Source organism: Scytonema sp. PCC 10023 (assembly GCF_963920835.1).
Classification (GTDB): Bacteria; Cyanobacteriota; Cyanobacteriia; order Cyanobacteriales; family Nostocaceae; genus Kalymmatonema.
Window position 1 is genome coordinate 13,348 of sequence record NZ_CAWUDP010000048.1, and the last position, 19,488, is coordinate 32,835.

The 19,488-nt window shown below is 44.6% G+C and carries 15 protein-coding genes and 1 pseudogene; 11 read left to right on the top strand and 5 right to left on the bottom strand.

Going from position 1 to position 19,488, the window contains the following annotated elements; all coding sequences use genetic code 11:
* Nucleotides 1-304: 304 nt before the first annotated feature.
* The 6 genes from ACM0OZ_RS26365 (at nucleotide 305) to ACM0OZ_RS26390 (ending at nucleotide 8,052) form a co-directional block, all read left to right on the top strand.
* Nucleotides 305-433 carry a hypothetical protein gene (locus ACM0OZ_RS26365; protein ID WP_414585782.1) on the top strand — a complete coding sequence of 43 codons (129 nt, stop codon included), beginning with the start codon at nucleotides 305-307 and terminating at the stop codon, nucleotides 431-433.
* A gap of 33 nt (nucleotides 434-466) precedes the next feature.
* Nucleotides 467-1,072 (top strand): Uma2 family endonuclease, encoded by a 606-nt coding sequence (locus ACM0OZ_RS26370; protein ID WP_414585783.1) that lies wholly within the window; start codon nucleotides 467-469, stop codon nucleotides 1,070-1,072.
* 296 nt (nucleotides 1,073-1,368) lie between these two features.
* On the top strand, nucleotides 1,369-2,655 hold the full coding sequence (locus ACM0OZ_RS26375; RefSeq protein ID WP_414585785.1) for an FAD-binding oxidoreductase: 1,287 nt from the start codon (nucleotides 1,369-1,371) through the stop codon (nucleotides 2,653-2,655).
* 59 nt (nucleotides 2,656-2,714) lie between these two features.
* Nucleotides 2,715-4,088, top strand: coding sequence for a (Fe-S)-binding protein (locus tag ACM0OZ_RS26380; RefSeq protein ID WP_414585786.1), 1,374 nt, complete (start codon nucleotides 2,715-2,717; stop codon nucleotides 4,086-4,088).
* 1,529 nt (nucleotides 4,089-5,617) lie between these two features.
* The gene (locus ACM0OZ_RS26385; RefSeq protein ID WP_414585787.1) at nucleotides 5,618-6,577 is read left to right on the top strand and encodes a hypothetical protein; all 960 of its coding nucleotides are present in this window, start codon (nucleotides 5,618-5,620) and stop codon (nucleotides 6,575-6,577) included.
* A 161-nt stretch (nucleotides 6,578-6,738) separates the two neighbouring features.
* On the top strand, nucleotides 6,739-8,052 hold the full coding sequence (locus tag ACM0OZ_RS26390) for a hypothetical protein (protein ID WP_414585788.1): 1,314 nt from the start codon (nucleotides 6,739-6,741) through the stop codon (nucleotides 8,050-8,052).
* Between the two features lie 19 nt (nucleotides 8,053-8,071).
* Here the strand turns inward: ACM0OZ_RS26390 and ACM0OZ_RS26395 are convergent, their stop codons facing one another.
* Complete coding sequence (locus ACM0OZ_RS26395; RefSeq protein ID WP_414585789.1) at nucleotides 8,072-9,199, bottom strand: glycosyltransferase; 1,128 nt, start codon at nucleotides 9,197-9,199, stop codon at nucleotides 8,072-8,074.
* A gap of 113 nt (nucleotides 9,200-9,312) precedes the next feature.
* Here ACM0OZ_RS26395 and ACM0OZ_RS26400 point away from each other — a divergent pair, with 113 nt between their 5' ends.
* Nucleotides 9,313-10,614 (top strand): cation:proton antiporter, encoded by a 1,302-nt coding sequence (locus ACM0OZ_RS26400; RefSeq protein ID WP_414585790.1) that lies wholly within the window; start codon nucleotides 9,313-9,315, stop codon nucleotides 10,612-10,614.
* 145 nt (nucleotides 10,615-10,759) lie between these two features.
* On the opposite strand, the gene ACM0OZ_RS26405 is transcribed toward ACM0OZ_RS26400, so the two are convergent.
* Nucleotides 10,760-11,920, bottom strand: coding sequence for an RNA-guided endonuclease InsQ/TnpB family protein (locus ACM0OZ_RS26405; protein WP_414585791.1), 1,161 nt, complete (start codon nucleotides 11,918-11,920; stop codon nucleotides 10,760-10,762).
* Nucleotides 11,921-12,007: 87 nt separating this feature from the next.
* On the opposite strand from ACM0OZ_RS26405, the gene ACM0OZ_RS26410 reads away from it, so the two are divergent.
* Together ACM0OZ_RS26410 and ACM0OZ_RS26415 are read left to right on the top strand one after the other, a co-directional pair.
* Nucleotides 12,008-12,160: a hypothetical protein gene (locus tag ACM0OZ_RS26410; protein ID WP_414585792.1), complete on the top strand. Its 153-nt coding sequence runs from the start codon at nucleotides 12,008-12,010 to the stop codon at nucleotides 12,158-12,160.
* A 343-nt stretch (nucleotides 12,161-12,503) separates the two neighbouring features.
* Nucleotides 12,504-12,752 carry a hypothetical protein gene (locus tag ACM0OZ_RS26415; protein ID WP_414585793.1) on the top strand — a complete coding sequence of 83 codons (249 nt, stop codon included), beginning with the start codon at nucleotides 12,504-12,506 and terminating at the stop codon, nucleotides 12,750-12,752.
* A gap of 108 nt (nucleotides 12,753-12,860) precedes the next feature.
* Here ACM0OZ_RS26415 and ACM0OZ_RS26420 read toward each other — a convergent pair whose 3' ends face one another.
* Nucleotides 12,861-13,730 carry a TauD/TfdA dioxygenase family protein gene (locus ACM0OZ_RS26420; RefSeq protein WP_414585794.1) on the bottom strand — a complete coding sequence of 290 codons (870 nt, stop codon included), beginning with the start codon at nucleotides 13,728-13,730 and terminating at the stop codon, nucleotides 12,861-12,863.
* A gap of 304 nt (nucleotides 13,731-14,034) precedes the next feature.
* Between ACM0OZ_RS26420 and ACM0OZ_RS26425 the strand changes: the two genes are divergently transcribed.
* Both ACM0OZ_RS26425 and ACM0OZ_RS26430 read left to right on the top strand, forming a co-directional pair.
* Complete coding sequence (locus ACM0OZ_RS26425) at nucleotides 14,035-14,844, top strand: alpha/beta fold hydrolase (protein WP_414585795.1); 810 nt, start codon at nucleotides 14,035-14,037, stop codon at nucleotides 14,842-14,844.
* 2 nt (nucleotides 14,845-14,846) lie between these two features.
* Nucleotides 14,847-14,993, top strand: a complete 147-nt coding sequence (locus tag ACM0OZ_RS26430) for a hypothetical protein (protein WP_414585796.1) — start codon at nucleotides 14,847-14,849, stop codon at nucleotides 14,991-14,993.
* Nucleotides 14,994-15,217: 224 nt separating this feature from the next.
* Here the strand turns inward: ACM0OZ_RS26430 and iscB are convergent.
* Nucleotides 15,218-16,493: pseudogene (gene iscB, locus ACM0OZ_RS26435) on the bottom strand (RNA-guided endonuclease IscB).
* 251 nt (nucleotides 16,494-16,744) lie between these two features.
* Nucleotides 16,745-19,354 carry a heavy metal translocating P-type ATPase gene (locus ACM0OZ_RS26440; RefSeq protein WP_414585797.1) on the bottom strand — a complete coding sequence of 870 codons (2,610 nt, stop codon included), beginning with the start codon at nucleotides 19,352-19,354 and terminating at the stop codon, nucleotides 16,745-16,747.
* Nucleotides 19,355-19,488 lie beyond the last annotated feature (134 nt).

Here is a 19,488-nt window from a genome sequence, read left to right on the forward strand (position 1 = left end):
GCGATAAGCCGGAGGCTTGACTCACATGTTGCACCAAGAAAAATTGATGTAAATGAATAACTCAGTATTAAATTAAAACCCTTAATTTAGCGATAAAAGCTAACAAAAATCAGGTAGCCTTATTGCGTATCTTTTTACATTCCCTGGGTTTGTACCCAAAGGTGCAAGATTTGAGTTGACGCAAAGCGTATCGCACAGTTAACCCCATCACCAGAAATGCGTAGAAGCTCTGCTTCTTGTCGCCAGACATCGCTTCTTTGAGATAGTTGCTAAGAGTGCGTTCGCGTAGCGTGCCCGAAGGGCATTGGCGCAGAGCGCCCGCTGGAAGCGATGCTCCAGAGGAGCCGCCCTGCATGGCGATCGCGGTTTGTCAATGTTGGAGTTTGAGAAAGCAGTGGAACTGGCGCTTTCTCAGCGGTTAGATACTTTATGATGAAAACAACATACTTTCAGGAGATTGGCTTTCATGACTTATATCTCCCAAAAAACCCTGACTAAAGAAGATTTTCTCTCCCAATACCGAGATAATCCCCGCTATGAATTAGCAGACGGAGAAATAATTGACAGGTCACCCACTGGTCCTCACGAAACCGTGAGTGGCAAAGTTGCAACCCAAATTGGTATACACCTTGTTGCAGAACAACTCTCCTGGTTTATTCCTCGCACTTGCTTGATTTACCCCTTCGCGGATGCAGCCACAGTTCGTCGTCCTGACGTTGTGGTTGTTGATGAAACCGTTCTCGACCGTGAACCCCTTTGGGAGCGAGAACCCATAATTACGCTAGGACGCTCAATTAAACTGGTGGTTGAAGTTGTCAGTACCAACTGGGAAACCGACTATGCTCGCAAAGTTGAAGAGTATGCACTTTTAGGCATTCCTGAATATTGGATTGTAGATTATCGAGGATTAGGTGGAGTCGCATTTATTGGTAAACCCAAACAACCAACCTTCACTGTCTGTCAACTTGTTGAAGACACTTATATTCAACAACAATATCGATTAAATCAATTCATAAAATCACCACTTCTGCCCCGTCTTCAACTTCGCTTAGATGATATTCTCCCTCGTTGAGTGTATTAATATCTACATAGCTAAAGTTTATCCCTACAAGGTTTTGACTTTTAAAAGAACGACCTCTGAGATTTTAACAAGAGTTGTTTTGAGACATCGCTAAGCTGTAGACTGAGAATTTATGGTTGTTTACCGACTCTAGCGCAATATTGCTCTAATAGCGAGAACAATCTCAATAAGTAGCACTGACTCAATGAAATCACCAATGCTTTGTACAGCAGGGCTTTCACTAAAGCTAATAAAAATGTGCTTCTTTCATGAACCGTATTGATATATAGAGAGTCTAAAACAAACAGATGAAAGCGCTAGCCTCTTGTTTTGCATCTATTGTTGGCACAGAAAATACTGTCTGTTGGGAAAATATACCAGTCAGCCAGCAACAATCTATATTACAGGCGATCGCTTCCCCAACGCCTCCCAGTTGTATCGTCTATCCTCACACCACCGAACAGCTAGCCCAAGTCATTAAAGAAGCGCATCGCAACAACTGGCGCGTTTTACCATGCGGTAGTGGTAGTAAACTTAACTGGGGTGGGTTAGCCAAAGACGTTGATGTCGTAGTGAGTACAGAACGCCTCAACCAACTGATTGAACACGCCATAGGGGATTTGACGGTTACAGTCGAAGCTGGAATGAAGTTTTCTCCTCTCCAAGCAATGTTGGCAGACTCTAAGCAATTTCTCGCTCTTGACCCCCTAACACAACATACAGCAACAATTGGCGGTATTGTTGCTACCGCTGATACAGGTTCCCTACGGCAACGTTATGGTAGTGTACGGGATCAACTGCTAGGTATGACCTTTGTACGTGCCGATGGACAAATTGCCAAAGCTGGCGGGCGAGTGGTGAAAAATGTTGCTGGATACGACTTGATGAAGTTGTTTACTGGTTCTTATGGCACATTAGGGGTTTTAAGTCAAGTCACGTTTCGCGTTTATCCGTTACCTGAGGCATCCGGTACAGTGGTGCTAACTGGTGAAGCAAAGGCTATATCTCAAGCTGCTGATACGCTGCGAGGTTCTGCGTTAACACCAACCCAAGCTGATTTGCTATCAACTCAACTTGTGTCTAACGTAGAATTGGGTAAAGGATTGGGATTAATTGCTCGCTTCCAAAGTATTCCTGAAAGTGTCAAAGAACAATCAAACCGACTGTTGGAGGTAGGGGCGCAACTCGGTTTGCAAGGGACGATATATTCAGGGGCGGATGAAGCTGATTTATGGCGCATATTGCGAGAACAAATGCATTCTTCTCCCAATGATGCAATTACTTGCAAAATAGGAGTGTTACCTACTTCTGCTGTTGAGGTTTTGACTCAAGCCGATCTGGGTTGGATTCACATCGCTAGCGGTTTGGGGGTATTGCGTTTTGAGGGTGATAATAAGGTTGATAAGGTGTTGGGGATACGAAATCTTTGTCAAAGTCATGGTGGGTTTCTGACTATTTTGTCAGCACCAGTGAAGATTAAGCAATTGGATGTCTGGGGCTACACTGGTAATGCTGTGCAGTTAATGCGTCGGATAAAAGAACAGTTTGATAAGGAATATATTTTAAGTCCTGGTCGTTTTGTGGGTGGGATTTAAGAAACGAACCGCAGAGGCGCAGAGGACACAGAGAAACAGAGGGGAAAAGAAGAAATAATATGCAAGTTTCGGAAAGTTCTGAGAGTAAGAAGGCTAGTTTGAGTGATTTGACTGGGTTTGATGCGAATCATCCGCCTGAACCGAAGTTGATTGATAGTTGTGTTCATTGTGGGTTTTGTCTTTCGACTTGTCCGAGTTACAGGGTTCTTGGCAAGGAGATGGATTCTCCACGAGGGCGCATCTATCTCATGGATGGGATTAATGAGGGTGAGATTCCTCTAAATACGGCAACTGCACAACATTTTGATTCTTGTTTGGGGTGTCTTGCTTGTGTGACGACTTGTCCTTCTGGTGTGCAGTATGACAAGTTGATTTCTGCGACTCGTCACCAAGTTGAACGGAATTATCCACGCAGTTTGTCGGATACACTGCTTCGCAAACTCATATTTTCTTTTTTTCCGTATCCCAATCGTTTGAAAGTTTTGCTAGTTCCATTGTTTGTTTATCAAAAGTTGGGTTTGCAAAAACTCGTGCGTGGGACTGGGTTGCTTAAGAAAATATCTCCGCGCTTGGCGGCAATGGAATCTATTCTGCCAAAAATTACTCTAGAATCATTTCAAGATAATTTGCCGGATGTGATTCCGGCGCAGGGTGAAAAACGCTACCAAGTAGGGGTGATTTTGGGATGCGTGCAACGGTTGTTTTTCTCGCCTGTCAATGAAGCGACTGTGCGGGTTTTAACGGCAAATGGCTGTGAGGTTGTGATTCCCAAAACTCAAGGATGTTGTGCGGCGCTTCCTGAACACCAAGGACAAACCCAACAAGCCAAAGCTTTGGCAAGGCAGATGATTGATAGTTTTGCAAATACTGATGTCGATTTTGTAATTATCAATGCTGCTGGTTGCGGTCATACGTTAAAAGAGTATGGTCACATTTTAGAAGATGATCCCCAATATCGGGAAAAAGCTAAAGAATTCGCGGCGAAGGTTAGAGATGTGCAAGAGTTTTTGGCGACTGTTGGTTTAACAGCAAAATTGTCACCTCTTGCTGATAAACCCTTGACTTTGGTTTATCAAGATGCTTGTCATTTGTTGCATGGACAAAAAATTAGTGTGCAACCGCGTCAGGTATTGCGGCAAATTCCTGGTGTGAAGTTGCGCGAACCTATCGATGCGGCTATTTGTTGTGGTAGTGCAGGGGTTTACAATATGCTGCAACCAGAGGTCGCTGAGGAATTAGGTAGGCAAAAAGTGCAGAATTTGCTGAATACTGGGGCGCAGTTAATTGCTTCTGCTAATCCGGGTTGTACTTTGCAGATTAGTAAGCATTTGCGATCGCAAGGTAAGGAGATTTCCATCATGCACCCGATGGAGTTGTTGGATTATTCAATTCGGGGTGAGAAGTTGAACTGGGGATTGGGGATTGGGGATTAGGGATTAGGGACTGGGAGGATTGTGGACGGGGATTCAAACCCTGCCCAAATCCTGTAAGAACATCTTCCCAGTCCCCAGTACCCAGTCAATGCACGTACCCTCGACGCAGAGAAATTATCTGTGTGCATCTGTGTGCATCTGTGGTTTAATGTTCATCCAAATAAACTGCGTCCCTCATCGACTCTTGGCGGTTTCCCCCATACAGCGGTTTTCTGTAAGGTGGGCATTGCTCACGAATATCTCAAATGTCCACCAAATGAGCTTTTACGGGCAATGCCCACCCTACGATTTGTGGTCTAATCTTACGGAACCTTCTGCCAAGAGACGAGCGTACTTCTGCCTTCTTCAAAGAGTTTTTTGGTAAACTTTTTGCCTGACGACCAATTAGGATACAAGCCCCCAACTCCGTTATGGAAAAGGAAAAAAGATTTTTTGCGAGACGCATAGCGCGAGAAAAAAGCCGTCCTTGCTTGAAACCCCTGAATTTATTTATGGGGTTTCCCTTCAGCTCCCGCTGCCTTCAGCTCCGGCTGCCTTCTTCATGGAATATTAACTTGATAGAAAAAACGGTTTAACTTATTGATCAACTTAATAAGAAAGGCGATCGCTGGTTGTAGCGCACTGCCCTTGGGGCAATCACTGCTAATTTATCATTTGATAAAGACAACTTTAAATTTGTAGGGTGCGTTAGTACTACTTAGTAACGCTCAGCGAGGTGGTGTGTTTGTCTACTTCAAATTTACTTTATAAACTATCTAGAGTTATTAATTCTACAATCAAGGAATAATATCACAAAACTGATTCAACTTATGTACCCTGATTTTAAAATTTTATAGCTAGAAAAAAATCTTACAAGAATAAGCAAACAACAGTACTTTGGTGGTTGACTTTTCTACCAAGCGGTAGCACAATATAACATCTCTAGCCCTTTTAAAATTCTTATCAACGGTGCATCAATTTCGGTATAAATTATTTTGTTTGTGTTCCTACTCGATGACATCACAGAAAATTGGGGGAGAGGGTGCCTTAATAGTTAACACCCATGTGCAACTATTAGCTAATAAACATTTAACAACATCAACGGCTGAAATGACCTGGCTAGAGGTATGACTTCGTCAAAGGCAGTACCTTTCACATATCTTTATGTATGAAGGATAGTATCTCTATGGCTCCAGTAGTAGTACATATCACCACTTCTTCTCGGGATTTAAGTAGCTACGAAACAAGAATGTACGCACTAGGTAAACATTGCCTAAAGCACTTTCCATGAAACAAAAGTAAGTTATTACCTTTTAAATAAGTTAAAACTTTGATTCAAGCAGTGTAACATTGGCTACATTTTGCCTAAAAATAGGCAGGCATTGTTGTTTGCTGAAACGCCCCTTTGGTCAAAGTTTCGAGCAAGCACCTACCAAGCACCTACATTGATGTTCTGCTAGTACAGAAACCACTTCATTTCTGACTCGTCACATATGAGTGTTTATTAACTTCCTTAAGAACATCCGTTGCTACCCACTCGCCAATATTTTATGGATATCGTTGTTCGTTTGCTTGGCGCATTCGCTGTTTCCCTGACTACATATGCTGCTATGCCTTCTTTTGTAATAGCACAGGAGACTCCAACTGTTCCCCAGCCGGAAACGACGCAGAAGCCTACAACTGTTCCTCCGCCCGGAACAACGCAAAAAACTCCAACTGTTCCCCCGCCCGGTACAACACAAAAAACTCCAACTGTTCCCCCGCCCGGAACAACGCAAAAAACTCCAACTGTTCCTCCGCCCGGTACAACGCAAAAAACTCCAACTGTTCCCCCGCCCGGTACAACACAAAAAACTCCAACTGTTCCCCCGCCCGGAACAACGCAAAAAACTCCAACTGTTCCTCCGCCCGGTACAACGCAAAAAACTCCAACTGTTCCTCCGCCCGGTACAACACAAAACACTCCAACTGTTCCTCCGCCCGGAACAGCACAAAAGATATGCTCTTTTGATGCAGTAGAGAGTTTGCTACCTCCACCGACAGGTGAGCAAAGCGCTTCTGGGTTTTCCTATCTAGCACAACAAGGTTTTACACAGAAGCAAGACGGTTCCTGGGTCTGTTACGTGAGAGATAACCAGAAACAGGGGCTTTACTATACTCTTTTTAAAGTTCAACAAATTGATGGAAAGCTTATAGCCAGTTCGTTCTTGAATAACGGCACTTTGATTGAAGGGCAAGAAACTCGCACCTTGGATTTGTTCATGACGCTCATTGAAAATCATACGAAGACCAATCAGGGGAATCGTCAGAGTATACGCAGGTATCTAGAATCTTTCATTGCTTTAGTTAAGCAAGGGAAGATACCGTCTTCTGGTCGTGGGTATCTCTTCGACCAACCAAGCCGAGGGTTCATCTTGTACAACGCTGTTACAGGAGGAGACCTCAAGGGCACAGCAATCACGATTAACATCAACTCACCTCAAAATTTAGGTTCCTCCCCAGCCTTTTAAGCTGGATCCCTTTTGGGCAGGGTGTATGGAGGTATAAAAAAAATCAAAATTCAAAATTGAAAGTTCAAACAATAATTTTCAATCTTGAATTTGAAATTGATTTGTCTCCTACACCGCTAAACTCCTATGCCCTTACACCTTGTTTACTGGAGGTAAATCCCTTGAAGTCAGTTATTAAAAGAACCGCAATTGCACTACCATCCATTGTAGCAGTCTTCACGGCGTGCCAGCCTGCTTCTGCTCAGCTAAGCATTGGACGCTATGGTATTCAACCGGGACTAGAGCAAAACTATCTCCAGTATCAGATATCAGGGCGAGATTTAAGCCAAATGCGAGGCATTCCTGGATGTAGTGTAGGATTTGGTGCGGCTTGTAACAAGCCTGGAGCAGTCTTCCAGAAAATAGTTGAGTCCAATGGTGGACCAACCTACGAGCAGTTGTTGATGCGAGCGGCTGGTGGGGAGGAAAACTACAGGAATTTCGCTTCCATCTACGGAGACAATCCCAATCTTTCTCAGGTACCGTACGCCTCTTTCTGGCAGAACGACGACCCTAATATCGTGGACGGGTACCGATATCTTCTTGGACAGACAGTCAATCGGACTCCTCAAGAAGGTTTAGGGCAAGTTACCAAAAACTTCTACTGGGCACCTGAAACAGGTGGCAACTCGCTTGATCCTCGTAGTGGCTTGCTGGATTTGAAATACTCTTATGGACGTCTGTTGCTTGAGGAGGTGGGAAAAATTCCCAATGCTCAGCAGCAGATTCAAGCTCTGGGTTTAGAGCCGCAGCAAACCAAGTTTTACTTAGACAAACTTTCGACAGCGAAACGTGCGTTGAATGGGAATGAACAGTCTCTCAAAGACACCATTCTCAAAGACCTCTCCGTGCCATATCCACCAGATGGTGCTGAGTTCGGACGCCCAAATCTTGGTATTCCTCCAGCCGATTCGCTCGTTGGAGAAACTCTTCCTGGCGATGCGTTTGTTGGGACAACTCCAGTATCGTTGGAGCCTGAAGCAATCAGCCTTGATATTCCCTCTAGCCTTGCAGAAGTTGATTTTCCTGGCAACTTTGCAGAAGATGTGGTGTTGCAACAAGACTCAGGGAATTCTTTTCCTACCTGGCTGATTGGCGGTGGTGGTCTTGCTTTACTCCTACTTCTTCTTTCTCTTGGTGGTGGAGATAGTTCTTCAAGTCGGGGATCAGCTACAGTAACAGGGGGTATGCCTGTTACTGCTCCACCTTCCTCTGGTGGATCTGTTCCTCCTGTAGACAGTGGTGGTCCTCCTGGTGGAAATCAAATCATTGAAGTCCCGCCCGCTCCTCCTGTGACTCCTCCGCCTGGACAAGAAGTCAAGAAGGCACCTGAGCCCACAACAGTATCAGCCTTTGTGTTGCTAATCCTTCTGTTGTGGTTGCTTGGTTATGGACAGCGGCGCACCCAGATAGATAAATCTGGTGGAGTTTGCTGAACCAAAAATGATACTTCGGTCATTCACGCGGTTGTGGAACCCATAGCCGGGGAGCTTGAGGCTGAGCCACCAATTCACGCCATAAGCGCTCATAACTGTTAACCATCTGTTTGACAGTAAAGTGACGCTGTGCTACCTCTTGACCGCGTTCACCAAGACGGATACGCAGTGCTGGGTCGTCACGCAGACGGCGCAGTGCTGCAGTCAGTCCTTCTACATCGTCTTTATTTATTAGTAAGCCAGTTTCGCCATCGGTTACGGCTTCCGCAACGCTACCCACGCGAGTAGCAACCACAGGACGGGCTGCAAGCATCGCTTCAACGATCGCCAATGGAAAACCTTCTGAACGCGAAGGCATAGCAAAGATGTCAAATTGCGGTAGATAGGCGCGGGGGTTGTCCACCCATCCGGGGAGATCAAGGCGATCGCTCACTTTCAACTCATCTGCTAGCTTCTCCAGATCCGTGCGTTGTCCACCCTCACCCAGAATGACCACTTGCACTCCATCAAGTTGGGCTACAGCCCGTAGTAGGATATCGTGACCCTTCATTGCATCCAGTCTACCGACGCTACCAATCACTAACCCCTCCCCGCCTTCGGCACCCCTCCCCGCTAGCGGGGAGGGGATGGGGGTGGGGTTCTGTGTAATCTCCGGTACGCAGTTAGGTATAGAAATGACCGAGCCTCTACCCAGAGCGTAAAAGTCCTCCATCCGCCTTGCACTCGCCTCACCAACGGCAACATGGGCATCAACTCGCAGCGACAACGCCCTAGTACGCCAAAGCTTAACAGCGTCTGTGGTGCGTAGCGGTAGCTGGTCAACGCGCACCACACGAGCATTTGGTAACGTCAGCGCGGCAAAAAGACCCGTTGCACACTCCCAAGGCGTGCAGATGTTGATGTGTACCACGTCAGGACGGAGGCGATGCAGTACTTGCAGGTGTGCCGTTAGTGAGTAAATTCCTTTTGCAGGTAATACAACTCGGGATGCTTGCGGTCTATGCTGTGCAATTGCATCCACTACTACATTGGAAGTACCAACTACGGTAACGTCTATGTCTTTAGACACATTAGTGACTAGGTGTTTGAGGCTAATTTCCGCTCCTCCAATACCAGCAGAATCTGTATAGGTGACTACGCGCATCATCAGTCATAAGTAATGTAAAGTCTTTGAAACAAATCTACCGTAAGGGGATATAGACCTGAAAGTCATCGCAAGTAGACTCTTGTTGCACCCTTATATTAAAAAAAGCATTTGTTATGGTTGATATTTATATTATTGACCTATTTGTTATTGGTTTACTTCTACTGGTAGTTACCTTAGGTTCAGGCTGGATTTCGCGCTTACCTCTTTCCTTCGCCCTCATCTATCTAGTGGTTGGTATTATCCTAGGTCCCTATGGTTTCGAGCTAATTCAATTGCGCCGCGAGGGAGTATTTAACGCCGAGGTGTTGGAAAGGGTAACAGAATTTGTGGTGATTGTATCTGTGTATAGCTGCGGTTTAAAAATCGTGCGTCCGCTACAATTGGGGGCTTGGGATATAACGGCGCGGCTGATTGGTTTTTTGATGCCGATTTCAATTTTTGGGCTTGCTCTTGTGGGCAAATTCTTTTTAGGTATGGATTGGGGAGAGGCTATTTTATTAGGAGCAATTCTCGCACCTACTGATCCAGTATTAGCTTCAGAAGTTCAACTAACTGATACACACGACCAAGATGAGTTGCGCTTTGGTTTAACCTCAGAAGGCGGTTTAAATGATGCCCTTGCGTTTCCTTTTGTTTATTTTGGCATTCATTCGTTAAAAGATAAAAACTGGGACAACTGGTTTAAACAATGGGTTGCGGTTGATTTAATTTGGGCGATCGCTGCTGGCATAGTTATGGGAATTATCGTTGCCAAAGCTATCGTTTGGATTGATACAAAAATCCAAAAACGCCGTCATGCCGATGAATTAATGGAAGATTTTATTGCCATCAGCACGATTTTGCTAACTTATTCATTAACAGAATTTGTTAATGGTTATGGATTTCTTGGAGTATTTGTTGCAGGTTTAGTTGTTCAGCGCAGTTATAAAAATTCAGAAAAGGCACTGGCACAATTGGAATTTATAGAGCGAATTGAAAAGCTTTTAGAAGTTGGCACAATTTTACTATTGGGTTCAATTTTATTATATAAGCCCATGGTCACTTATGCTACCCAATCTTTATTGGTGGTAGTCTTGGTGTTCTTTGTCATCCGACCTGTGGGAGCTTGGATCAGCACAATTGGTAAATACCCTGTAGATTCGCCTCGTAAAAAATTACATTTGAGAACCCGTTGGTTATTCGGTTGGTTTGGCATTCGCGGTGTTGGCTCTCTATATTATCTTGCCTATGCCTTTGGTAACGGTTTAAAAGGCGAACTTGGTGAGCAAATTGGCTGGATTACTTACACCACTATTGTCGTTTCTGTGATTATGCATGGAATTAGTTCAACGCCATTAATGAATTGGTATGAGCGCAATATAGCCCCAAAACCCCGAGATGCTTCTCCTCCAGCTACAGTTAATGAATTTGAATGAAGCAGAAGGAATGAAGAGGATGAAGAACATAGCCGTTTATTAATACAGCACATTGCAAGTAAATAAAGTACAATCCTCTGATGTGAACTACCCACACTTCTCTTCGAGTAAGTGTGGGCTTCCGGCTTCATTGACAGATGCCCGTCTACCGCAGCGGTTTCTTGGTCTTACTCCGCCTCTGCTCGGCAATAACGGGGTTCCCTCCGCCATTGTTTTGCAATATCCGAACTCCTTCATTCCTTATATTCAGTGCTGCATTACCATCACGGTCGTGATGAGTCTTGCATCTGGGACAATCCCATTCACGAATATCCAGCGTTAACTCATCAAGAACGTGACCACAGCATGAGCAGGTTTTGGAACTGGGGAAGAATCTTCCTATCTCTACAAGTTGTCCATCCTTGGCTTTCAACTTGTAGTCCAGAAAATTAACAAACATCCCCCAACCTACATCGGATATTGACTTTGATAGCTTACGGTTTCGTACCAGTCCCTTGATGTGAAGGTTCTCCACAACAATAATTTGGCTTTCGTCTACCAGTTTCCTACTCAATTTATGTAGGAAGTCCTGACGGGAATTTGATACTCTTTCGTGAACCTTGGCTACGAGTTTTCTGTATTTGTTTCTTGAATTACTACCTTTAACTTTACGATCAAACTTTTTCTGCTTCCTAGCTAGATTCTTCTCATGACGCTTCAGGTGTTTCGGATTTGAATGTTTGGTAACTTCATTGCCATCATGAACAATAGCGAAGTCCTTCAATCCCAAATCAATGCCAAGCGTCTTGTTGCCAGGAGATTGACTTGCATCACCCTCTACTTCACACAAGATTGATGCAAAGTACTTATCTGTTGGAGTTTTGCTTATAGTGACAGTCTTAACCTTCCCCTCAATCCGTCTGTGAAAGACTGCTTTAATGACACCAATCTTAGGAACTTCCAAGCAACCATCCACAATCTTGACGTTTTGGGGATATTGAATTGACTGCTTGTGGTGCTTTGATTTGAATCTAGGGAACTTAGCACGTCCCTCAAAAAAGTTAGTATAAGCCTTGTTCAGATTGATTGCTACGCACTGCAAAACAGCCGAATAACAATCTTCTCTCAACCAAGGATGTTCTACTTTTAATTGAGGTAGATAAGCCTTGTAGATACTCAGCTTTAAGGATTTGCCAGTTTCTTCGTAGTGTTGAATGCAAGCATTAAGAGCATAATTCCAATACCACCTTGCACAACCAAACGATTTGGCTAGAGCTATTTCTTGTTCGGTTGTTGGGTATAGTCTGACCTTAACTGCTTTCAACACTTTTATCACCTCTTTTTCAGAATTAAATTAACATATTAATGTAGCCAATGTGTACCCTTAGTGAAAAACAAACAATTAAGATTAAGGATGTCAGAACGTCGGTTTAATAAATTGCAGTTATATGCAGTTCACGCTGACAAGACTATGACCCAGGTTGTAGAAGAGCTTATTGACTCATTACCTAGCATAGAGATAGACAAAAACGGTACTGTCCCCGTTCCCGCGTTAATCGACGATTAACATAGGTCAGAGGACGTACCGTTTTTGTCCCGCCATTCATCCCACACTGAATGGGTACATTACAGTGTGGGATGAATGGCGGAGCCAGCTAAAAGCCAGATATAAAGCCCCTTTGACTCCTGATTTCTGACTCCCTACTTGTGACTTTTGACTGCTAACTGCTGACTGAGGAATTGCTGCTGTAAGTTGGACAATCTTGCACACTGCCTAAAAATAGACCTCTTGCAAAAGTCGTCACTGGGGTAGTATGGGGTCTGAAAAACGCGATCGCTCACCCAGAAAGTTGCGATTGCCTTCGGCACCAGCGAAGCTGATCGCCCCGCCTGATTCATAAGAAAAACTCATGCACTACCAACAAGCCAAACATCTCAAGCCAGCAGATTTTAAACGGTTTTGGGGTGTCAAGCGAGAAACTTTTAAGCAGATGGTGGAAATAGTTCGCCAAAACGAGGGGCTTGAGACCTGTAGCAGAGGGCAAAAAATAGTTTCTTCCTTCTGCCGCTTCATTTCACCTGTAAAAACTGCGGTGCCTCATTACAAGTTAACGGGTTTAGAATCAACGTTGTTGACGGAAAAATCGCCCAAACTGTAAAATGGTATACAAAATCAAGATTTTTCATAGGGCATCAAAAGGAGGCACCGCAGTTTTTCAATCGTTGTGACCCAACCCCAGCGACGACTTTTGCAAGAGGTCTAGTACTTAGATATGAGTGTTGTCTACAACTCCTAAGCGTAAGGCGACGCGCCTATACTGCTTGGCATCGTAGGGAATACCTGTGTGCATAACTTGCGAGTTGTCCCAAAAAACAATATCGTTCGGTTGCCAAACATGAGCGTAAACTGGTGTGCGACCCAGAACAGTCTCAAACAGTTCTTGCCAGAACTGTTTTGCCGACTCTGGTTTCTCCTCCATACCAACAAGAATCGATGTGTCTGAACCAAGATATAATCCTTTGTGCCCAGTCACTTTGTGGGTTGATACGATTGGATGTATTTTCATAGGAACATCAGTCTCAGACTTCTTAAAAACTGGTGATAAATGATACATAGTCCTTGACTCTAATTGCCGCTGATGTTCTGGTTCAAGGTTGTTGTATGCTTCTATCATGTCGAGAAATTCAGTCGTGTGAGGTTGTCCATCGACTCCTTCTGGAGGTATTTCCACTCCATAAAGCATCACCACATACAGAGCATTCATATCCAGTCCTTCTGTTCGTGGAAGGTGGTCTTTGTCATGATGCCATTGCCAAGCAAACTTATCCACAATTTCCTGAGTATGTCCTTTGGGATTTCCTAAGATAGCTACACCTGGAGAAAGTAAGTTTGGATCGATTTCGGGATCATTGGGTTTAGGCTGCTGACTCCCAAGTATTGAATCACCAAAAGTCTGTTGGGCAAATTCCTTTAACTGTAATGCAGTAAGATGTTGCTGTCTGACGACAATAACACCATGTTTCCAAAGAGATTTTTTGAATTCCCATACCTGTTGATCTGTAAGTTGCATGAGATTGCAACCTTGCAGTACTTCGATACCAAGTCGTTGGTGTTGCTGGACTGTTTTGTATTGCATAGAGGAAATCCTCGCACTTTCTAGTGTCCCCTTTCGATATTCGCGTTACTTTTGCGCGATATACAATTTACAGCGGTTTTCATATAAATAGACCACAGTGAGCGAACCAGCCCCAAGCATCATCAGACGAGATTTTCTCATTAAAGATTTTCTCATTAATAATTTGGGTTAACACACTTATTAAGCGCTTCGTAAGTTCGAGATGAAAGCTGCATCTCTAGTTTACTAGATTTGTATTCTACTCAATTGAAAACTGCTGTAACTTAATGAAGATCAAATTAGAAGTGACAAATTTGAATTGAAGATGAGTCAACAAAAGCCAATCAAAATTAAAAGAGGTTTTGTCTCCTTAGAGTGCGGCCAGGTACATTACCGAACGGTAGGAAATGGTTCTACACTAGTGCTACTCCACAAAACTTACTTCTCGTCGCGTAGTTTTATTAGGTTAATGCCGCTACTAGCTAGTGAATTTAGGGTGATTGCACTAGATATTCCAGGACAAGGAGAATCTGACAATCCACCCATGCAGTGGAATATTTCGCAGTATGCTGGAGCTGTGTTGAACGTACTAGACACATTAGATATTGGCAAGTTTAACCTAGTGGGAAACAGCACTGGGGCAGCAATTGCTTGCGAAGCAGCAGTAATCTCTGCGTCCCGGATCAAAAAATTGGTACTGTTTGGAATGCCGCGTTGGAAAGACAAAGCAGCACGTGATGCTTTGCGACAATCGAAGTTTTTTTACGGACCCCCAGATGTCAAAGAAGATGGCAGCCATTATACAACTAACTGGCAGCGGATTAAACAACAGTGGTCAGGCTATCCTCCTGAATGTTTTGAAATATACTTCACTGAAGTAATGTCTCGCAAACATCGTACTTATGAGGGAATAGAAGCAGTTTTAAGGTACGACGAAGCCAGCCGCTTACCACTGATATCGGTTCCTACTTTATTGATGTGGGCTAAGGACGATACCATGTTTACGCCTTTTATTGAGGATACAGCCCGGTTAGTTCCGCACGCTACCACAAAGGTTCTCAATAGCAACGCTCTGATGTACCTAGGTGACCCAGAACTTTACGCTGCAACTTTACTTGAATACTTGCAGTCTTAAGATTGAAATCAGCAACGCCCGATTTTCTGGCGATTGGCAATGCCTGTGCCCCTTGGGCGATCGCCTCCTTAGACCTGCCCAGAGATGCCCATGACTTCATGGTTACGGGTTATTTTCGACAAGCTCGGTGCGCTCACCGTCGAAAATAACCCGCTCACTCGCGTGTATTCCAACTTTTGAGCCAAAACGTTGAATGGGTGGTAAAAAGTATTAATTTCTCGTGCTTATGAGTGGTATGTCGTAGCAAGTCTAATGTAGGTTCTGTTGATCCCGAGTTCTTTTGTTCTTCACCGAGCCATCTCGCCCCGGAAGCCCCTGTTTTCTAAATATGGGGAGGAAGGGGCGCTTGCGTTTTAATCGCCGTCCAGATATCTTAGAATGCATACGAGTAACCATCCTTTTGATGAATTGGTGTGCAAAATCTATGACTAATACCTGCAATACGACCTGTTTTGGTGGCAATATCAAAACTGCCAGTTTTACGACACAACAATCGACCAACGTACTCGCCCACCTTCTTTCCAGAAGTGACAACAGCTTTAACGATGTCGCCAGTTTTGAAGCCAAAGTGAACTTGTTTTCGTTCTCTGTGCCGAGTTGGGAAACCATATTTATCAGTGCCGCACATTTGGCGAGTTCCCCAACCAGTACACTTGATGCGTAATGGTTGTTGGGTTAGCAACTGAATTGTTTCTATATCTCCAACACAAGCCGCATCAATAAGCGTGTTGTTTGGGTAGCGAAAGTCTTGTTCGGTTGCCCACCGTTTGTCCACCCGTTCCCGTTGTCGTGGGTAAGATATTTTTTAAGGTACGAAACAACTTCCAACGAGTTGAGTTGATTGCTGCCGCGTCTTTTAATGGCTGTTTAGACTGTCGCTTAATTTTCTCTAATCTAAATGCATCTTTTTTAAGGAATTCATCAATAGGCTTTGTTCCTTTTTTAAGGTTGCATCGTTCGCAACTTAAAGTTAAGTTGCTGACACGATTACTGCCGCCTTTTGATTTTGAGTGAATATGCTCAATTTGAAGTGGTACGCCTTCTTTATCGCAGTAAGCGCACTTGCGACCCCATTTTTCAAGCAGATATTCTCGCACCTCATACCCAGCAAGTTCGCCCTGCTGATATTCAACACCGTCAACCTCTGGGTTTTGCATTTTGTGGGTGTCAAATTTGACTAACTCCATCGCTATTTGAGCAATAGGTGCATAGCGACAAAGTCGGTTTACCCAAGTCTCAACTGTGAGAACACGATGCATTAACGACGGGGGCAACCATCCCTCTTTACGCCTGCGATTGTCAAAACGTGGTTGACGATAACGAGTTTTGCGATTACGACGACTACGACGTAGTGAACGTCTTGATTCCAAGCAATCTTTGATCTGCCATCCTCTGTGTTCTAACTCCGCCGCCCAAATAACTTTGTTTTCATCCAAGATTGCAATACCCGTAGCTTTGCTCCCAGGGTCAAGCTTAATTGTTAATGGCTTGGGGTTGGAATTATCAACCACGTGCTTCAAAATGATTGCAAAGGGGTAAACTCGATACACGGCAGCTTTCTGTTTTGTCAGTAACTCTCTCGCTCGTGCAGCAGGTATTGGATTGAGAGGTTGTTTGTTTTGGTTAATAACGAAAACATAATTTTGCATTGCTGCAACTCCAAGTAGCGGGTAAAGTTTGCTTCTCCCAAGGGGAGACGCTGCGCGAACGACATTGTTTAGAGCCGGTACTGTCCGAACGACACTGGTTTATTCTCTATAAGCCTTGTTTAATCGTTCAGTTCTAGAGCGAGGGACTAGCAAGCATCCCAAGGTAGGAACTTTAACGCTTACTCTAAACGGAAGTCTGGTCAGGTGGAGTCAACCACCAAGCCCATGCCTAAAAAGCAGGGGCTTGGCACTCAACTAGAGAATCCTGACGGTAAAGTTTTGCTTCTAAATAACCGCATTCCATTTGCAGTTACAAGCAGAGAAGTTCCTGTATCTGCTAAGACGGCGACGGCTAACCCAACAAAGCCAAACGTTCCCAATAGGAGAAACAAACCCTTTGTTACCAGCGAAAAGACCACATTTTGTTGAATGACTGAAACAGTACGGCGGCTTAAATCCACCGCATAGGCGAGCCGTCTTAAATCACTTCCTACTAGCACGACATCTGCTGTCTCTAAAGCAATATCAATTCCACCAACCGCAAAACTAATATCTGCAGCAGCAAGCGCTGGAGCATCATTGATGCCATCCCCAACCATACCGACTACCCCTGTTCGACGCATCTGTTGAATCGCTTGGAGTTTATCTTCGGGTAGCAGTTCTGCCTGATACTCTGTGATTCCCACTTGTTGAGCAATCTGCTTAGCAACAGCAGCGCGATCGCCCGTCAGCATCACCAACTGTTTTAGCCCCAAAAGCTTGAGCTGTCGCATGGCTTCGCTTGCTTCTAACCGGAGTCCATCTGCCAGTGCAATAACTCCCGATACCCCGTGGGTTGTCCCTACCAGCACAGGGGTTTGACCGAACTGTTCAATTTCAGCCAACAGAGATTCAGCTTCTTGAGACAAAGGAATGTCAAAGTCTGTGAACAACCGTCGATTGCCAACGAAGTATAATAACTCATGAGGGTTATTTTGGCAAGAGGGCAGGCTTATTTGATGAGTTGTGGAAGCGTCCTGATTTATCTGTGGTGTAGCGAAGCCTGCTCTGTTCCTAAACCAAAATGCGTCACCAAAATTTGCCTGAATGCCTTTACCTGGTAACGCCGTAAAATCAACAGCTGTTTCTAACTCCAACCCAAGTTCATGAGCCTTCGCAACAACCGCCTTTGCCAGAGGATGTTCTGAGTGTTGCTCCAGCGAAGCCGCAATCACTAACACCTGGTTTGCGCTCACCTCCCCAAAATTATAAACATCAAGCACCACAGGCTCTCCTTGCGTCAACGTCCCGGTTTTATCAAAGGCAAGGCTAGTCATGTGTCCGGCTGTCTCCAGTGCGTTACCGCCTTTAAATAAAACTCCCTGGCGAGTTGCAGCACCAATAGCGCTGACAATTGAAACTGGCGTGGAAATCACCAAGGCACAAGGGCAGGCAATCACGAGCATCACCAAAGCCCGGTAAAGCCAAACATGAAAAGGTTGAGCAAACACTAAGGGTGGAATGAGGGTAATGGCGATCGCTATCAAAATGACAATCGGGGTGTAAACCTCTGCAAACCGATCCACCCACTGCTGTGTGGGAGCACGACTTTCTTGGGCTTGTTCCACCAGATGAATAATTTTGGCAACAGTTGTATCACTAGCAGTGTGGGTAACTTTGACTTCCAAAAACCCTGTTTGATTCAATGTCCCGCCATAGACAGTATCGCCAAGGGCTTTCTCTTGTGGAATTGATTCTCCCGTAATTGGAGATTGGTCAATCGTGCTTGTGCCAGAAACGACTACGCCATCCAACGCCACACGCTGTCCTGGTCGAATCGTCAAAGTTTCTCCAATTTGAATACTCTCAACGGCAACTGTGATCTCCTTATTCCCCCGCTTCACAGTAGCAGTCGGTGGAGTCAAATCCATCAGGGAGCGAATTGCATTGCGGGTGCGACCAAAGGTAAAAACTTGCAGCGTTGTGCCTAAAGAGAATAAAAACACAACCAGCACCGCTTCAAACCAATCTCCTAAAATCACTGCCCCAATCACCGAAATGGTCATTAGCAGATTCATATCAGCGCGGCGCAAGCGCAACTCAAACAACCCTGCCCGTGCAATTGGATACCCAGCAACGACTATGCCGATGCCATAAAAAGCTCGCGCTATCCAAACGGGTAGGGTTAAATGCTGAGCAAGTAAGCCCAAAAATAATCCTATCCCTGCAAGAAGAACGTTTTGTCCCTGGCGGTTGGTCAGCCAGAATTCCCAGTTTGTTACAGCAGGTTTCTGAGTTGGCTTGGGGATTCGATGCTCGTGCTTGTGGTCATGATGGTAGTAGCTAGCCGATATCTGCTCAACCGTATAACCCAGAGCTATAATCCGCTCATAAATAGTCGTTTCACTGATCTGTTGTGGGTCGTAAGACAGTTGCAATCGTTGCGTCGCAAAGTTGACCGATACTTCACTCACACCTGGGATTTGCTGCAACCCAACCTCAATTGTCTTAGCACAACTGCCACAATCCATCCCGTTAACTTTCAATTGTAGCTTTTTAGCACAAGCGACTTCAATGCTATTGTGATCGTGGTCGTGTTCGTGTTCGTGGCAACAAGAATGGGTATGGGTATGCTGGTGGGAGTTTGCTCCATGACTGTGCTCAACTGTGTAACCCAAAGCTTTGATGCGATCGAAAATCGCCTTCTCATTTAAAAGATCTGGGTTGTAGGAAACCCTAGCTTTTTCTGTTGTAAAGTTAACCAACGCTTCCGTCACACCAGGTAACTGCTGCAAGCTTGCTTCAATTGTCTTGGCGCAGCTTCCGCAGTCCATGCCACCAACTTGTAAGGTTTGGGTTTTGAGGGAAGGAGTTTGAGTCATGGCAGCTTTATAACAAAGGCGACAAGGATAACTGCCATTATTTTAATACAACAATTGAGCAACTATTCAACTGTTCAATCTTGAAAGTTTAGTTAATAATTTAGTTAATATTGATACTGATAACCATTGGCTAA

What these genes read in the sequence shown, in the direction of transcription:
- ACM0OZ_RS26380 (WP_414585786.1), top strand. Translation starts at nt 2,715, where the DNA reads ATGCAAGTTTCGGAAAGTTCTGAGAGTAAGAAGGCTAGTTTGAGTGAT.
- ACM0OZ_RS26425 (WP_414585795.1), top strand. Translation starts at nt 14,035, where the DNA reads ATGAGTCAACAAAAGCCAATCAAAATTAAAAGAGGTTTTGTCTCCTTA.
- ACM0OZ_RS26395 (WP_414585789.1), bottom strand. Translation starts at nt 9,199, where the DNA reads ATGATGCGCGTAGTCACCTATACAGATTCTGCTGGTATTGGAGGAGCG.
- ACM0OZ_RS26410 (WP_414585792.1), top strand. Translation starts at nt 12,008, where the DNA reads ATGTCAGAACGTCGGTTTAATAAATTGCAGTTATATGCAGTTCACGCT.
- ACM0OZ_RS26370 (WP_414585783.1), top strand. Translation starts at nt 467, where the DNA reads ATGACTTATATCTCCCAAAAAACCCTGACTAAAGAAGATTTTCTCTCC.
- ACM0OZ_RS26415 (WP_414585793.1), top strand. Translation starts at nt 12,504, where the DNA reads ATGCACTACCAACAAGCCAAACATCTCAAGCCAGCAGATTTTAAACGG.
- ACM0OZ_RS26400 (WP_414585790.1), top strand. Translation starts at nt 9,313, where the DNA reads ATGGTTGATATTTATATTATTGACCTATTTGTTATTGGTTTACTTCTA.
- ACM0OZ_RS26440 (WP_414585797.1), bottom strand. Translation starts at nt 19,354, where the DNA reads ATGACTCAAACTCCTTCCCTCAAAACCCAAACCTTACAAGTTGGTGGC.
- ACM0OZ_RS26385 (WP_414585787.1), top strand. Translation starts at nt 5,618, where the DNA reads ATGGATATCGTTGTTCGTTTGCTTGGCGCATTCGCTGTTTCCCTGACT.
- ACM0OZ_RS26375 (WP_414585785.1), top strand. Translation starts at nt 1,369, where the DNA reads ATGAAAGCGCTAGCCTCTTGTTTTGCATCTATTGTTGGCACAGAAAAT.
- ACM0OZ_RS26420 (WP_414585794.1), bottom strand. Translation starts at nt 13,730, where the DNA reads ATGCAATACAAAACAGTCCAGCAACACCAACGACTTGGTATCGAAGTA.